Here is a 14,875-nt window from a genome sequence, read left to right as displayed (position 1 = left end):
CACGCCCCCATCCCACGCCTGCCCCCGATCTGCCGCCTCATCCAAAACCCGCGCCTGCGCCAATTCCCGACACGCCAAACGGCCCCAAGCCTGCGCCGGGCCCCGATTTACCTGCCGCTGCACAGCGCGCATTGGCCGAGGCTGAGGACCGCCGCAGGCAGGCGGCCGACGTGGTGCGCCCAACGGAATTGGGGGGCCGCGAGGGGCCAGAGCCAGTACGATACGGAGACTGGGAAAACAAAGGGATCGCGGTCGACTTCTGAGCCTATTTCAAAGCGAATATCGCCGCGTCCCCAGCGCCTTGGTCCGACGTAAAGCGGATGCGGCCACCGTCGGATGCGACTTCCTGACAGTTGTAGCCCATGTCATCGCCGCCCCACTCGAGACTGCGGCAGAAATAGCTGCCCTGCCACTGCCACTGGCCAGTGACAGCCCAGGACGCGCCGGTGCCAGAAATCTGACCGCTGGGGCTGACTTCGATCTTGACCAACGGGCGGGTCAGTTTCTTTCCTGAAATCAGGGCGATGAACTCTTGCTCGCTGGCGACCTTAGCAAACTCGGCCAAGGCGGGGCTGGCTGCCAGCCCCGTCAGCGCGGCGAAAAATACGGCGTAAACAGGTTTCATCGGTCTCTCCCAGGCTATTGGCTATGGGAAGGATACGTGGCGATCTGTCAATTGGTTCAGTTTTACCGACAAACGCCTGCGCTGAAAACCGCCGCTGGTCGCGGTGCAGTCATACGTCGAGGGTTAATCTTTCAGCCCAAGCACATCCAGCATGTCGTATTCACCCGGCGCACGTCCCTGCCCCCAAAGCGCCGCCTTGAGCGCGCCACGCGCAAACAGCGCCCGATCAGAGGCGATGTGGCGCAGGATGATCCGTTCGCCGGCCGCTGCAAACATCACGTCGTGCTCGCCCACGATGTCGCCGCCCCGGATCGCTGTGAACCCGATGTCGCCAGTTTTGCGCGCGCCGGTGATGCCGTCACGGCCCCGGTCAGAGACGTCGGCCAATTTCACACCGCGTCCTTCGGCGGCAGCTTCGCCGAGCATCAGCGCGGTGCCAGAGGGCGCGTCGACCTTCATGTTGTGATGTGATTCGATGATTTCGATATCGTAATCGGTGTCCAGCGCCGCCGCGACGCGTTTGGTCAGTTGCGTCAGCAGGTTGACCCCAAGGCTCATATTGCCCGCGCGGATGATCACCGCGCCTTGCGCCGACGGGGCCAATGAGGCGATTTCATCATCGCTCATCCCGGTTGTGCCGATCACATGCACGATCCCCGCCTCTGACGCGTGCCTTGCAAAAGCGACCGTGGCCTGCGGCGCGGTAAAATCGATTACCGCCTGTGCCTGCGCAAAGCCAGCGGCGGCATCATCAGTGACGATCACGCCTGTCGTGCCGCCGCCCATCGCGACGCCCACATCCTGCCCGACCCAATCATGGCCAGACCTTTCTATCGCTGCAGCAAGGTGCATCTTTTCACTGGCCGCGATTTCGCGGATCAGCATCTGGCCCATACGGCCTGAGGCACCTGTCACGGCTATGCCGGGGGTCTTGGTCATCGCTCGTCTCCTGCGCGGCTTGGCATCGAATTGCTTGCCCGGTGTAACTGCTCGCGCAGCGCTTGGCAAAGCGGATGCAAAGCCTTAGATGACACCCATGGCTAAGAACAATTTTTCCGAGGGCGCAGGCCCAACGCAACGTCAGCTTCGGGTGGGTGAAACCATCCGCCGGGCCCTGTCCGAGGTGCTACAGCGTGGCGATGTGCATGACACTGACCTGAACCGCATGTCGATCACCGTTGGCGAGGTGCGCGTTTCCACCGACCTCAAGATCGCCACGGCCTATGTGCTGCCGCTGGGTGGACAGGGCAAGGATGAGGTGCTGAAACTTTTGTCGCGCAACAAAGGCGAATTGCGGCGGTTGTTATCCAAGAAGCTGACATTGAAGTTCGCACCCGATCTGCGGTTTCAGTTGGACGAGACATTCGACCGGATGGATGACACGCGCCGGATGCTGGCGCAGGACGTGGTGCGCCGTGACGCGGAGGCACCCGATACCAATCCAGACGATATGCCAGACGCGTGATCCGGGTCGCTTTGATCGCGCTGGCGCTTGTCGCACTGAATGTCACCTCTGCCGGGGCGGCGACGTGTTCCAATACCAGTTATGATGGCACGTCCTACACGATCTGCGACGTCGATCTGACCCGCGAAGATCTGCGGCTGTTTCTGAACAATGCTGACGGTCAACCCTATGGCTATTTTGGCACGCTGGATGCAGATTTGAACAGGCGCGGGCTGCGGCTGGGCTTTGCCATGAACGCGGGCATGTACCACGAAGACCGATCCCCTGTTGGTCATTATGTCGAAGAAGGCCGCGAGGCCAAGCGCGTGATCAGTAACGCCGGGCCAGGTAACTTCGGCTTGCTGCCCAATGGGGTATTGTGCCTGCGCAAGGGCCGCGCCGATGTGTTTGAGACGAAGCGCTTTGTCAGGCAAAATCCCACCTGCCGATTTGCCACGCAATCCGGTCCCATGTTGGTGATTGATGGCGCGCTGCACCCGCGCTTCCTGCCCGACAGCACGTCACGCTATATTCGTAACGGTGTGGGCACCAGCGCGGATGGCAAACGCGCGGTATTCGTGATTTCCAACGATATCGTGACGTTTCATAGTTTCGGGCGGCTGTTTCGGGATCATCTGAAACTGCCCAACGCGCTGTATTTCGATGGTAATATTTCGCGGCTGCGCGCACCCGATCTGCGCCGGGACGGGGCCGGGTTTACCCGGCTGGGGCCGATCATTGGCGTCGTAAAGCCCGCGAACTGACCTGCTTTCAGGGCAAAATGACATTTTTCGCCGCCTCCGGGCTGGGCAGACCCGCGCAGAGCCGTTAGACGACACCACCGGATTTGATGAAAGAGCAAGACATGGCACGCAAACGCAAAGGCCGCGATATCTCAGGCTGGCTGGTGGTGGACAAGCCCGCCGGGCCGACCTCGACCACCGTGGTAAACAAGGTCCGCTGGGCGCTTGAGGCGAAAAAAGCAGGTCATGCCGGGACGCTAGACCCTGATGCGACCGGCGTTCTGGCCATCGCACTGGGCGAGGCGACCAAGACCGTGCCCTATATCACCGACGCGCTGAAAGCGTATGAATTTACCGTGCGGCTGGGCATTTCTACCAATACGGATGATGCCGAAGGCGAGGTGCTGGGTACCTCTGACTTGCGCCCGGACGATGCCGCGATCAAGGATGCACTGGCCGCTTTCATCGGGGACATCCAGCAGGTTCCGCCGCAGTTCTCGGCGGTCAAGATCGACGGTCAGCGTGCGTATAAACTGGCCCGCGAGGGCGAGGCAATGGACCTCGCCGCGCGCCCGCTTTGGGTCGAAAGCCTCCTGTTGACCGATCGCCCCGATGCGGATCACGTCACGTTGGAAATGGTCTGCGGCAAGGGCGGCTATGTCCGTTCCATCGCACGCGATTTGGGTGAAAAACTGGGCTGTCTGGGCCACGTCCGCGAATTGCGCCGCATCTGGTCGGGACCATTCGAGGCCTCACAGGCGCTGACGCTCGATCAGATCGAGGCCATGGCGCGCACACCGGAACTGGACAGCTATCTGCTGCCGCTGGAGCAGGGCCTGTCCGAATTGCCACAGGTAAAGGCAACGGCCGAAGGCGCCACCCGTCTGCGCAACGGAAACCCCGGCATGGTCATCGCCCATGATGTAGAATACGGCGATGAATGCTGGGCATCTTTCGATGGCGTGCCTGTCGCGGTCGGCCGGTTCAAGGCCGGTGAATTGCACCCCAGCCGGGTGTTTAACCTGCCATCTGTACCTGACGCGGGCTAAGGCCCGCATGATTACCCGCACGCATACCAAGGGCGACGCCCCATCAACCGCCGTCTATTCGGGGTGCGAGCAGTACCGTTACAGCCTGACACGGGTCTGGAGCGACGCAGCACCGCGGGTGATGTTCGTGATGCTCAACCCCTCGACCGCCACAGAAGTGCAGAACGACCCCACAGTCGAGCGCTGTGAACGACGTGCGCGCGTGCTGGGGTTTGGCGGGTTTCGGGTGACCAATATCTTTGCTTGGCGCGCCACCGACCCGCGCGATATGCGCGCTGCCGCCGATCCGATCGGCCCGGCCAATGATGATGTTCTGACCGACGGTGCCGATTGGGCAGACCAGATCATCGCGGCCTGGGGCGTGCACGGCGCCCACCTGGGCCGGGGTGAAACGGTGACGCAGATGCTGCACAGCGGGTCCACGCCGCTTTTTCATCTGGGTCTGTCCAAGGCAGGCCATCCCAAGCATCCGCTTTATCTGCCGTATCGACAGTTGCCGGTCATCTGGGAGGCGCCGACCCGACAAGGGTAAGACGTGGTTAACCATCGCGGTCATAAGCTTTCGCATTTGTCGACATCTTGTGGTTGTATCATCATCGGATGGGTGTGTGGGGTACCCGTGATTTAACTGGTGGGATCAACATATGTTGTGGTTAGCGGGAATGATGGGTCTGATGGCCGTTGGTGCAGTGGCCTACGTTGAAATCGGCACCGCTGACGAAGACGAGTTACTGGCAGATGGCGAGACTGGCCAAACCATCCCCGATACGGGTGCCATCATCGTAGGGACTGCGGATGATGACATTTTGACCGGTGGCACCGGAGATGATCAGCTTGGCGGCTACGAAGGCAATGATCTGGTTAACGGCGGCGCGGGCAACGACGACCTGCACGGTGACCTAGGCAACGACACCCTGTTCGGCGGAATCGGACAGGACACAGTTCACGGCCAGGATGGCGAGGACGCCATCTTTGGCGGGGACGACGACGATATGCTGGTAGGCCACAACGATCGCGATACCTTGCATGGCGGCGGCGGTGACGACCACCTGCAAGGCTCTGCCGGGGACGACCTGCTGTTTGGCGATGATGGCAACGACGCGCTGCAAGGCGGGTTGCATGACGACGTGTTGTACGGCGGACAGGGCAATGACAGCCTGTTCGGCGGATGGGGCAATGACACGCTCAGTGGCATTGAAGACGACCCCGACGAGGCGGGCATCACAGACAGTGATGAAAGCGATTTCCTCAACGGTGGCGGCGGCGATGACGTGATCATTGCCGGTCAGGACGATATTGTGACGGCTGGCACGGGCGCCGATCAGATCGTGATGGGGGATTGGATCAGCGCAGGCCACGGGATCACGATCATGGACTTTGAATCCGGCAATGATTCGCTGCTGTTTGTCTGGGATGACCGCAGCGAAGATAGTGCCGAGCCGCCAGTATCCGTGGTGCAGAACTCAGAGGATGCCAATCAATCGCTGATTCTGATGGGCGACATTGTGGTGGCCACAGTGGCAGGGGATAGCATTGACGGCTCTGACATCGCGCTGATCCCGCTAAGCGCGGCATTTGAACTGGGTCTCGCAGCGGCATAAGGACGCCCTCGGCCGCCCGTCTGTGCAATATGCCTTTGCCAATCGCGGCAATTCCCCCTATACGCCCCCATCGCCTGCTGATTCCCATCGGTGGGTGATTTCTCCATGGGCCTGTGCTGGACGACATCCCGGCCTGCGCCATTCATATCAACATTTTCCCGAAAGGAGACCCCGATGTCGATTACCGCTGAAGAAAAAGCCAAAGTCATGAAAGATTTCGGCAACAAAGAAGGCGACACCGGTTCGCCCGAAGTACAAGTTGCCATTCTGTCGTCGCGCATTGCCACGCTGACCGAGCACTTCAAGACCCACAAGAAAGACAACCACGGTCGCCGTGGCCTTTTGAAAATGGTCGCGACACGCCGCAAGCTGCTGGACTACGTCAAGACCAAGGATGAGGCCCGTTACCAGGACCTGATCAAACGTCTGGGCCTGCGCCGCTAAGCCAGATCCGCATCACCGGCCCGTCCGGTTGTTGTAAGACATCGAAACCTCCCGGTCCGCACCGGGAGGTTTTTTTATGCTCGGGGGACGGTTACGACCAGATTATATCGCCGTGAGGGGCTGCCATTAAAGGTATTTTAAGCCTGAAAGGGTCATTCTGCCTCTGATTTTGGAGGTAATGTTGAACAATCCGGTCTCACAATTCACTTCTAAAGCGCCCCCGCGCGACCGGGATCAATTCCTGCGCGAGCTGCTGCGCGAACTTTCCGGTACGCTGGAAGAGACCATAGGCTTGGAAGAGGCAGAGGGGTTCATTTCGGTCGTCGGCAATCGCATTGGCGAGTTGATGAATGATGAATACCTCGCAGCAGCAGGCACCGACACACTTGATCTGGCACAGGTCGCCGCCGCTTTGGTAGACCTTAAGGCGCGGATCGACGGGGGCTTCTCGATCGAATCGATGGACGCCGACAAGATCGTACTCGTGAACACTGCCTGCCCCTTTGGCGCCTACGTCAAAGAACGGGAATCACTATGCATGATGACATCGAATGTCTTTGGGCGCATCGCGGCCAACAACCTCGGCTATGCGCGTGTATCGCTTGACCGGACGATTGCCAGAGGCGACGACGGGTGCCGGGTCACCGTCTATTTCGATCCTGACGGGGAGGGACGTGAGTATTACAGCTGATCTGGGTACCTCCAAAGCACTGTTGTCCCTGACGCTTGAGCATCTGCCCCAGATCATGCTGATCGTGTCACGCGACGGCTGTATCGAAGTGGTCAATAACCAGGCCCGCGCGTTCTTCCACACGCTGTCAGGAAAATCCGGTCGCGAGGACATTCAGGTTTCGGATGTCTTTGCGCAAGGCACCGCGCGGGTGATGAAAGATATCGTTGTCGGCGCAAGCAGCGGGTCCGTCACTCTGCCCCTACGCAACGATCAGGGCACGCCATGGGCCAAGTTGCGGTTCAAGGTTGTACCACTATGCCATGAGACGCGGCGCAGGCCGGACAGCTTCCTCCTGATGCACCGCGAGACAACAAAAATGCACAGCACCTTTACCAAGCTGACCGGCGAATTGCGCGCGACCAACTCGACCGCCGCGCGCGCGCGCGAACAAAGCTTTCTGTTGAAAAGTACCGTCGATGAGCTTGAGCAATTCAGCGCAATCGCGGCCCATGACCTCAAGGCGCCATTGCGCAATATTTCTATGCTGCTGCAATTTATCGAAGAAGATCATGGTGATGCGCTCCCGCTCGAAGCGCGCGAGATGATGCTGCTTGCCAATGCGGCGGCAGATCGGCTGTCCCGGCTGATTTCCCGCCTGCTGGGATTTGCCCGCGCCGGAAAGGGTGCTGTCGAAACGCAGATGGTTGAGGTCAGACATGTTGTAGAAACGGTGCAAGAAAACCTGGGGCAGGTCATTGCCACGTCGCAGGGCAGCATTGCGGTGGTGGGTGATCTTGGCATGGTCCAGGCTGATCCTGTGTTACTGCACCAACTGTTTGAAAACCTGATCGGCAATGCCATCAAATACCGCGATCCGATCCGTGCGCCGCATATCCGCATCAGCCGTTGCACTACGGGCGTAAAGGGCAGTGCGATCGAATTACGCGACAATGGCCTCGGCTTTGACAACACATTGGCGGAACGGATGTTTGAACCTTTCAAACGCTTGCATGCCGACAGCAATATCGAAGGCAGCGGCGTCGGTCTGGCCACGTGCCGCCGCATCTGCGATCGTTTCGGATGGCATTTGATCGCTACCGGCGAGGTCGGCGTTGGTGCGACATTCCGCATCTGCCTGCCCGACTGAGCTTTCGTGGCACCGCGCCGCGGCCCTGCAGCGCACTGCGCCCTTCCCATCTACCATAAAAACATGTATGCCCGCGCAATCTGAAATCCGGCGCCCGGACTCCAGCGCCCGAAAAAAAGATACCGGAGTCAGGGGCAATACGGCCCCTATGAAATGGCCAATGGGCCGAAACAGGAAACGTAGATGTTTAATGTAACGAAAAAATCGATCCAGTGGGGCGAAGAGACGCTGACACTGGAAACCGGCAAAGTTGCCCGTCAGGCGGACGGTTCAGTGATTGCCACCTATGGCGAGACGTCCGTCATGGCAAACGTCACCTTTGCACGCCAACAAAAGCCGGGGCAGGACTTCTTTCCGCTGACCGTGCACTACAATGAGAAATACTATGCCGCGGGTAAAATTCCCGGCGGTTTCTTCAAGCGCGAGGCGCGCCCGACGGAAAAAGAGACGCTGACAAGCCGTCTGATTGACCGCCCAATCCGCCCGCTGTTCGTCCCCGGCTTCAAAAACGAAGTTCTGGTGATGTGCACCGTGTTGAGCCACGATCTGGTCAATGACCCCGACATGGTTGCAATGATCGCCGCCTCTGCCGCGCTGACTATCTCTGGCGCGCCATTCATGGGCCCGATCGCTGCATGCCGCGTTGGTTTTGAGGATGGCGAATACATCCTGAACCCCACCGTCGACGACATGCAGGACCTGCGCCTGAACCCCGAACAGCGCCTTGACCTGGTTGTTGCCGGCACCAAAGACGCGGTGATGATGGTTGAATCCGAAGCCTATGAGCTGTCGGAAGAAGAAATGCTGGGTGCCGTTAAGTTCGCCCACGACAACATTCAGCCCGTCATCGACCTGATCGTCGATCTGGCCGAAGACGCCGCGAAAGAACCGTTTGATTTCCAGCCGGTTGATTACTCTGATCTTTCCGCTGCTGTTAAAGCGGCTGGCGAGACAGCCATGCGCGCTGCTTTTGCCATCGCTGACAAGCAAGAGCGCACCGCCGCTGTTGCTGCTGCACGCGACACGATCAAGGCATCGCTGACCGACGAGCAACTGGACGATGCCAACCTCGGCTCCGCCCTCAAAAAGCTCGAAGCCAGCATCCTGCGCGGCGATGTGGTAAAAACAGGCAAGCGTATCGACGGCCGCAAGACCGACGAAATCCGCGATATCGTCTGCGAAACCGGCATCCTGCCACGCACCCACGGTTCGGCGCTGTTCACCCGTGGTGAAACGCAGGGTCTGGTTGTGACCACTCTGGGCACCGGCGATGACGAACAGTTCATCGACGCGCTGCACGGCAACTTCAAATCTAACTTCCTGCTGCACTATAACTTCCCTCCCTATTCGGTTGGCGAAGTTGGGCGCGTGGGCCCTCCCGGTCGTCGTGAAATCGGTCACGGTAAACTGGCATGGCGCGCGTTGCAGGCGGTTCTGCCGGCGTCGACTGATTTCCCCTACACCATCCGCTTGGTGTCCGAGATTACAGAATCCAACGGCTCTTCCTCGATGGCGTCCGTCTGCGGTGGCTCCTTGTCCATGATGGACGCAGGCGTTCCGCTGAAATCGGCTGTTGCCGGTGTGGCTATGGGTCTGATCCTGGAAGAAGATGGGTCTTACGCGATCCTGTCGGACATCCTGGGTGACGAAGACCACCTTGGCGACATGGATTTCAAGGTTGCGGGTACCGAAGCGGGGATCACCTCCTTGCAGATGGACATCAAGATCGCAGGCATCACGCCCGAGATCATGGAGAAAGCCCTGGCACAAGCCAAAGCGGGTCGTATCCACATTCTGGGCGAAATGAACAAAGCGTTGTCGGGTGCCGGAGAATTCTCCGAACACGCGCCACGCATTGAAACCATGCAGATTCCAACCGACAAGATCCGTGAAGTTATCGGGTCCGGCGGTAAAGTGATCCGCGAGATCGTCGAAGTGTCCGGCGCCAAAGTCGACATTAACGACGAAGGCATCATCAAGATTGCAAGCGCCAATGGCGAAGCGATCAAGAAGGCCTATGAGATGATCTACTCGATCGTCGCAGAGCCAGAAGAAGGCGCAGTTTACACCGGTACGGTTGTGAAAATCGTCGATTTCGGTGCGTTCGTGAACTTCTTTGGCAAGCGCGACGGCCTGGTCCACGTGTCTCAGATCGAAAACCGCCGCCTGAATCACCCTTCGGACGTTCTGAAGGAAGGCCAGGAAGTGAAAGTGAAGCTTTTGGGCTTTGACGATCGCGGCAAGGTGCGCCTGTCGATGAAAGTCGTCGATCAGGAAACCGGCGAAGAAGTGAAGAAAGAGGAAGGCGCAGAGGAGTAAATCCTTCGCGACCTGACAGATCAAAGCCCCGGTGGAAACGCCGGGGCTTTTTTATGTGCGGACCAGACGTAGAGCCGAACAGAGGCGTTGGACCGCCGCGCGATTGCCGCTAAGAAGACGGTATGAAATCGCTGATTATCCATATGCCCGGCACCGACGCGAGACAGCAGAATGTCGCGCGTCTTCTTGAGGCGTTGCCAGATGCTTGGGTCATCGACGCAGTGAATGGCCGCGCCCCCAGTCAGACCGAGGGCATGACCCTGCGCCCCGGCGACCTGCACAGCCCCGCCTACCCCTTTGCCCTGTCACCCGGCGAAGTTGGGTGTTTTCTCAGCCACCGCAAATGCTGGCAGATGATCGTCGACAGTGGTGAAGATTACGCGCTGATCGCCGAGGATGATCTGGGATTGGACGCGAAAGTTTGGAACGACGCGCTGGCGCTGATCACGGCACATGCGGGCCCGGATCGTTTTATACGTCTGCCCGCGAAAAGGCGCGAAGCACCGGGAAAGATTATTGCCCAGCAGGGCGAGGCTGTGTTGTTCCAGCCCCCTGTCGTTGGATTGCAGACTGTCTGTCAGGTGGTCGGGCGCAACGCCGCAAAACGGCTGCTCGCCGCATCCGCACGCATTGACCGCCCGGTCGACACGTTTCTGCAAATGCACTGGGTCACGGGGCAGCGGATGCTGACGGTCATTCCCAATGGCGTGCGTGAATTGACAGCGGAAACCGGTGGTTCGACCATTCAGAAAAAAACCCGCACCAGCGGCAAACTGATGCGGGAAATACGGCGCGCATGGTATCGCGCGCAGGTCAGGATGCGCCCCCAAAAGGCGTAGTTACTTGGGCGCTTTGGTGGTGCGCAGGTAGGGCAGCACGGTGGTGAAATCGCCAAACTTAGCCTTGGCATCCGCATCGGAAACGGTGGTAGGGATGATCACGTCATCACCGACGTTCCAATTCGCCGGTGTCGCCACGCCCTTGCCGTTGGCCGTCTGCAAGCCATCCAGCGCGCGCAGCACCTCGGCAAAGTTGCGGCCCACATTCATCGGGTACGTCATCGACAGCTTTAGCTTTTTGTCTGGCCCGATGATGAAAACCGACCGTACGGTCGCGCTGTCATTGGGGGTGCGACCGTCGGGCATATAAGCTTCGGCAGGCAGCATATCAAAGGCCTTGGACACCGCGAGCTCGGCGTCGGCGATGATCGGGAATGTGGCCTTGGCGCCGGCGACTTTTTCAATGTCGCCTTTCCATTTCTTGTGATCCTCGACGCCGTCAACGCTGATGCCGATGACCTTTGTGTCGCGTTTGGCCCATTCATCGGCCAGTTGCGCCACAGCGCCGAATTCAGTGGTGCAAACGGGGGTGAAATCCTTGGGATGTGAGAAAAGGATCGCCCATTTGTCGCCGACGAATTCATGCAGGCTGATAGTGCCTTGGTCAGTCTCGACCGTCATATCTGGAATAGTATCGTTAATACGCAAGCCCATAATGTCCTCCTGGGTGAATGTCTGAACGGATATCTCTTACGTAGTATTTATTGCGACGGGTTACATCCCCTCTCTTGCGGCCCCATCTAGGCAGTGACACAGTGACGCCAATTCGGCCCGGGCATTGCCACAGGCCCGCATGTATAAAAGGAGTTTTACCATGCTGGAGAAACGCGAATTCTATATCAACGGTAAATGGGTTGCCCCTGCCAAGGCCAATGACCTCGCCGTGATTGACCCGTCGACCGAGGAGCAATGCGCCGTCATCTCGCTTGGTTCTGAGGCCGACACAAACGCCGCCGTGGCCGCCGCTCGTGCCGCCTTTGACGGCTGGTCGCAGACCTCAAAAGAAGAGCGCACCAAGCTGATCAAGAAGCTGCTCGATATCTACAATGCACGATCCGAGGAAATGGCGCAGGCCATGTCGATGGAAATGGGCGCCCCGATAGACATGAGCCGCAGCAGCCAGGTTGGCGCGGGCAGCTGGCACATGGAAGGCTTCCTCAAGGCGTTTGAAGATTTCAACTTTGAGCGTGATTTTACCAGCACTGAAAAGACGCTGTTGGAGCCGATTGGCGTCTGCGCGCTGATCACACCTTGGAACTGGCCAATGAACCAGATCGTGCTCAAGGCCGTGCCCGCCATTGCGACGGGATGCACCATGGTTCTCAAACCGTCAGAGATCGCCCCACTCAGCGCGCTGTTGTTTGCCGAATTTGTGCATGAGGCCGGTTTTCCTGCCGGCGTATTCAACCTTGTGAATGGCGACGGCCCCGGCGTGGGCAGCCAGCTTTCGGCGCACCCCGATGTCGATATGGTCAGCTTCACCGGCTCCACCCGCGCGGGCATCGCCATTTCCAAGGCCGCCGCCGACACGCTGAAACGTGTCTCGCTGGAATTGGGCGGCAAGGGTGCCAACATCATCTTTGAAGATGCGCACCCGAAGGCTGCGAAAATGGGGGCGATTAAATGTTTTGGCAACTCCGGCCAGTCTTGCAACGCACCCACGCGGATGCTGGTACACAAATCGCGCTATGACGAAGCCGTGGAAATGGCGGCGGAAGTCGCTAATAACACCCACGTCGGTCCCGCATCGGACGCAGGCAAACACATCGGCCCCGTCGTGAGCGAGACCCAGTTCAACAAGATTCAGGGTCTGATCGAAAAAGGCATGGCGGAGGCACGTCTGGTTGCCGGTGGTCTGGGCCGCCCCGACGGGTTGAACCGTGGCTACTATGTCAAACCAACGGTCTTTGCAGATGTGAACAATGACATGACCATCGCCCGCGAAGAGGTGTTTGGCCCGGTCCTGTCGATCATCCCGTTCGAGAGCGAAGAAGAAGCGATCGCCATCGCCAATGACACGCCCTACGGGCTGACCAACTACATCCAGACCGAAGATCAGGAAAAACGCCGCCGGGTGGCGCGCCGGGTGCGTTCGGGTATGGTCGAAACAAATGGCAAAGGATTTGCCCAAGGTTCGCCTTTTGGCGGCTACAAGCAGTCGGGCAATGGCCGCGAAGGCGGGGTGTACGGGCTTGAGGAGTTCCTTGAGGTCAAGGCGGTCTCAGGCTGGGCCGCTGAATAACCACACCCAATAAATTAACGAGTAAGGCCGCCACTGTGCGGCCTTTCTTATACGCCACAGCGCGCTCGCCTGTCATATGTCGACCAGCCGAGCGGTCGCGCAGTGACGCGTTACACAAAGGTGCTTGGGCGTTTTTAAACTAAGTGAAGATCTCTTTCGACGCTCATCGCCAGTTTCATTTGCGCTGGTTGATAAGGGCGCGTTCAGGTAATACCGCCCAAGACATACGAAAAAGGTAGCCAAGCGCATGATCTATTCCCGCCTGCACGGCTTTCTCGGCAACCAGATGTTTCAATACGCGGCAGGCGCGGCTTTGGCGACGCGCCTGAATGTGCCGCTGGCCCTCGACACACGTCGGGCGGCGGCAGCAGGTCAGGGCGACCTTAACGATATATTTAATCTGCCTGTTGTGGCGCCGGAAAAACTGCCTCCGGATCAGGACAAGCGTCCTCTGGCGTACGGTCTATGGCGGGTTCTGGGTCGGCATCCACACCTACGGCGCGAGCGCGGTTTGGGCTATAATACCGGATTTACGACTTGGGGCGATGACAGCTATCTGCACGGTTATTGGCAAAGCGAGCGTTACTTTCACGACATCACCGACCACCTGCGCAAGGTGTTTGTGATGACCCCGCCAATGTCCCCGGAAAACGCCGATATGGCGGCCCGGATTGCCGCAGGGCCGTCGGTCGCGCTGCATGTGCGACGCGGCGATTATGTGGCCCTTGGCGCGACAGCGGTGTGTGATCAGGCCTTTTATGATGCGGCGCTCAATGCCGTCACCAACGGTTTGGCAAAAGCGCCGACCGTCTTTGTATTCTCCGACGAGCCCGCTTGGGCGCGCGACAATCTGGCCGTCCCTTTTGACAAGGTTGTGGTCGATCTGAATGGACGCGACACCGCGCATGAGGACATGCGTCTGATGTCCCTGTGTCAGCACAATGTCATTGCCAATTCCACCTTCAGTTGGTGGTCGGCCTGGCTGAACCAGAATCCGAACAAACGTGTCGCCGCCCCGGCCCGCTGGTTTGCCAATGACCATCAGCATAACCCCGACATCCTGCCTGCCGACTGGATCAGGATCTAGAACGGCACTTTGGCGCGCACCTTGGTCGAGGTGCCGCCCTGAGGATGGTTGAACCTGAGCTCTTCGGAATGCAGCATCAGGCGCGGGAAATCGCGCGCGGGTCCGGTAGCATAGAAGGGATCACCGAGGATCGGGTGACCCAAGGCCAGCATATGCACCCGCAACTGGTGACTGCGCCCGGTTTTGGGCATCAGTCGGATGCGAGATGTCTCGCCTTCGTCCTTCAGCACGCGCCAATCCGTTTGTGCCGCTTTGCCGGTTTCGTGGCAGACCATCTGCAACGGGCGGTTCGGCCAGTCAACGATCAACGGCAGGTCGATCGTACCCGTCTTGTCCGACGGAACGCCCCAAACCCGCGCGACATAGGTCTTGCGCGTCATACGCTTTTCAAACTGAAGCCCAAGATGGCGCTGTGCATAGGGCGTAAGGGCAAAGATCATCACGCCCGATGTGTCGCGGTCCAGCCGGTGCACCAGCAGCGCATCTGGGAATACCGCCTGCACCCGTGCCAGAAGGCAATCGGCCAAATGTGACCCCTTGCCCGGCACGCTCAGCAGTCCGGCGGGTTTGTCGACCAGCAGCACTTCGGCATCTTCGTGCAGGACGACCAGCGGGTCCTGCGGTGGCGTATATTCCGTTTCCATCCCTTCCCTTCCCAGATG

17 protein-coding genes are annotated in these 14,875 nt (G+C 59.1%); 13 read left to right on the top strand and 4 right to left on the bottom strand.

The features are described 5' to 3' along the window. Nucleotides 1-62 precede the first annotated feature (62 nt). A complete protein-coding gene (locus AC1965_RS01970; protein WP_483886960.1) occupies nt 63-263 on the top strand; it encodes a DUF1674 domain-containing protein in 201 nt (66 codons plus the stop codon). Between the two features lie 2 nt (nt 264-265). On the opposite strand, the gene AC1965_RS01965 is transcribed toward AC1965_RS01970, so the two are convergent. Together AC1965_RS01965 and dapB are read right to left on the bottom strand one after the other, a co-directional pair. Beyond that, the gene (locus tag AC1965_RS01965; RefSeq protein WP_483885634.1) at nt 266-625 is read right to left on the bottom strand and encodes a dihydrodipicolinate reductase; all 360 of its coding nucleotides are present in this window, start codon (nt 623-625) and stop codon (nt 266-268) included. Between the two features lie 123 nt (nt 626-748). Next, entirely contained in the window at nt 749-1,564 is an 816-nt protein-coding gene (dapB, locus tag AC1965_RS01960; RefSeq protein WP_483885633.1) for a 4-hydroxy-tetrahydrodipicolinate reductase, read from the bottom strand. A gap of 97 nt (nt 1,565-1,661) precedes the next feature. Between dapB and rbfA the strand changes: the two genes are divergently transcribed. From rbfA to AC1965_RS01910, 10 genes are all read left to right on the top strand, one after another. After that, on the top strand, nt 1,662-2,090 hold the full coding sequence (rbfA, locus tag AC1965_RS01955; protein ID WP_483885632.1) for a 30S ribosome-binding factor RbfA: 429 nt from the start codon (nt 1,662-1,664) through the stop codon (nt 2,088-2,090). After that, nucleotides 2,087-2,833, top strand: a complete 747-nt coding sequence (locus AC1965_RS01950; protein ID WP_483885631.1) for a phosphodiester glycosidase family protein — start codon at nt 2,087-2,089, stop codon at nt 2,831-2,833. The genes rbfA and AC1965_RS01950 overlap by 4 nt, the downstream gene beginning before the upstream one ends. A 101-nt stretch (nt 2,834-2,934) precedes the next feature. Continuing rightward, nucleotides 2,935-3,861, top strand: a complete 927-nt coding sequence (truB, locus tag AC1965_RS01945; RefSeq protein WP_483885630.1) for a tRNA pseudouridine(55) synthase TruB — start codon at nt 2,935-2,937, stop codon at nt 3,859-3,861. Nucleotides 3,862-3,868: 7 nt separating this feature from the next. Continuing rightward, nucleotides 3,869-4,393, top strand: a complete 525-nt coding sequence (locus AC1965_RS01940) for a DUF1643 domain-containing protein (RefSeq protein ID WP_483885629.1) — start codon at nt 3,869-3,871, stop codon at nt 4,391-4,393. Nucleotides 4,394-4,535: 142 nt separating this feature from the next. Continuing rightward, nucleotides 4,536-5,462 carry a calcium-binding protein gene (locus AC1965_RS01935; protein ID WP_483885628.1) on the top strand — a complete coding sequence of 309 codons (927 nt, stop codon included), beginning with the start codon at nt 4,536-4,538 and terminating at the stop codon, nt 5,460-5,462. A 174-nt stretch (nt 5,463-5,636) separates the two neighbouring features. Beyond that, a complete protein-coding gene (gene rpsO, locus AC1965_RS01930) occupies nt 5,637-5,906 on the top strand; it encodes a 30S ribosomal protein S15 (RefSeq protein WP_483885627.1) in 270 nt (89 codons plus the stop codon). Between the two features lie 178 nt (nt 5,907-6,084). Further along, the gene (locus AC1965_RS01925) at nt 6,085-6,597 is read left to right on the top strand and encodes a methanogen output domain 1-containing protein (RefSeq protein ID WP_483885626.1); all 513 of its coding nucleotides are present in this window, start codon (nt 6,085-6,087) and stop codon (nt 6,595-6,597) included. After that, complete coding sequence (locus tag AC1965_RS01920) at nt 6,581-7,726, top strand: sensor histidine kinase (RefSeq protein ID WP_483885625.1); 1,146 nt, start codon at nt 6,581-6,583, stop codon at nt 7,724-7,726. The genes AC1965_RS01925 and AC1965_RS01920 overlap by 17 nt, the downstream gene beginning before the upstream one ends. A gap of 183 nt (nt 7,727-7,909) precedes the next feature. Continuing rightward, a complete protein-coding gene (gene pnp, locus AC1965_RS01915; RefSeq protein ID WP_483885624.1) occupies nt 7,910-10,045 on the top strand; it encodes a polyribonucleotide nucleotidyltransferase in 2,136 nt (711 codons plus the stop codon). Nucleotides 10,046-10,167: 122 nt separating this feature from the next. Next, nucleotides 10,168-10,884 carry a glycosyltransferase family 25 protein gene (locus tag AC1965_RS01910; protein WP_483885623.1) on the top strand — a complete coding sequence of 239 codons (717 nt, stop codon included), beginning with the start codon at nt 10,168-10,170 and terminating at the stop codon, nt 10,882-10,884. Here AC1965_RS01910 and AC1965_RS01905 read toward each other — a convergent pair whose 3' ends face one another. Next, the gene (locus tag AC1965_RS01905) at nt 10,885-11,538 is read right to left on the bottom strand and encodes a peroxiredoxin (RefSeq protein ID WP_483885622.1); all 654 of its coding nucleotides are present in this window, start codon (nt 11,536-11,538) and stop codon (nt 10,885-10,887) included. Between the two features lie 160 nt (nt 11,539-11,698). Between AC1965_RS01905 and AC1965_RS01900 the strand changes: the two genes are divergently transcribed. Together AC1965_RS01900 and AC1965_RS01895 are read left to right on the top strand one after the other, a co-directional pair. Further along, nucleotides 11,699-13,126 carry an aldehyde dehydrogenase family protein gene (locus AC1965_RS01900; protein ID WP_483885621.1) on the top strand — a complete coding sequence of 476 codons (1,428 nt, stop codon included), beginning with the start codon at nt 11,699-11,701 and terminating at the stop codon, nt 13,124-13,126. A 247-nt stretch (nt 13,127-13,373) separates the two neighbouring features. Continuing rightward, the gene (locus tag AC1965_RS01895) at nt 13,374-14,213 is read left to right on the top strand and encodes an alpha-1,2-fucosyltransferase (RefSeq protein WP_483885620.1); all 840 of its coding nucleotides are present in this window, start codon (nt 13,374-13,376) and stop codon (nt 14,211-14,213) included. Here the strand turns inward: AC1965_RS01895 and AC1965_RS01890 are convergent. After that, a complete protein-coding gene (locus AC1965_RS01890; protein ID WP_483885619.1) occupies nt 14,210-14,857 on the bottom strand; it encodes a pseudouridine synthase in 648 nt (215 codons plus the stop codon). The genes AC1965_RS01895 and AC1965_RS01890 overlap by 4 nt on opposite strands. Between the last annotated feature and the right edge of the window lie 18 nt (nt 14,858-14,875).

This window comes from Sulfitobacter sp. KMM 9851 (assembly GCF_057178245.1).
This window is presented reverse-complemented; position numbering and strand designations above follow the sequence as displayed.

Coding starts and splice junctions, on each gene's coding strand:
- AC1965_RS01900 (WP_483885621.1), top strand. CDS start 11,699: ATGCTGGAGAAACGCGAATTCTATATCAACGGTAAATGGGTTGCCCCT.
- AC1965_RS01935 (WP_483885628.1), top strand. CDS start 4,536: ATGGCCGTTGGTGCAGTGGCCTACGTTGAAATCGGCACCGCTGACGAA.
- AC1965_RS01925 (WP_483885626.1), top strand. CDS start 6,085: ATGTTGAACAATCCGGTCTCACAATTCACTTCTAAAGCGCCCCCGCGC.
- AC1965_RS01895 (WP_483885620.1), top strand. CDS start 13,374: ATGATCTATTCCCGCCTGCACGGCTTTCTCGGCAACCAGATGTTTCAA.
- AC1965_RS01940 (WP_483885629.1), top strand. CDS start 3,869: ATGATTACCCGCACGCATACCAAGGGCGACGCCCCATCAACCGCCGTC.
- pnp (WP_483885624.1), top strand. CDS start 7,910: ATGTTTAATGTAACGAAAAAATCGATCCAGTGGGGCGAAGAGACGCTG.
- dapB (WP_483885633.1), bottom strand. CDS start 1,564: ATGACCAAGACCCCCGGCATAGCCGTGACAGGTGCCTCAGGCCGTATG.
- AC1965_RS01890 (WP_483885619.1), bottom strand. CDS start 14,857: ATGGAAACGGAATATACGCCACCGCAGGACCCGCTGGTCGTCCTGCAC.
- truB (WP_483885630.1), top strand. CDS start 2,935: ATGGCACGCAAACGCAAAGGCCGCGATATCTCAGGCTGGCTGGTGGTG.
- rpsO (WP_483885627.1), top strand. CDS start 5,637: ATGTCGATTACCGCTGAAGAAAAAGCCAAAGTCATGAAAGATTTCGGC.
- AC1965_RS01965 (WP_483885634.1), bottom strand. CDS start 625: ATGAAACCTGTTTACGCCGTATTTTTCGCCGCGCTGACGGGGCTGGCA.
- AC1965_RS01905 (WP_483885622.1), bottom strand. CDS start 11,538: ATGGGCTTGCGTATTAACGATACTATTCCAGATATGACGGTCGAGACT.
- rbfA (WP_483885632.1), top strand. CDS start 1,662: ATGGCTAAGAACAATTTTTCCGAGGGCGCAGGCCCAACGCAACGTCAG.
- AC1965_RS01910 (WP_483885623.1), top strand. CDS start 10,168: ATGAAATCGCTGATTATCCATATGCCCGGCACCGACGCGAGACAGCAG.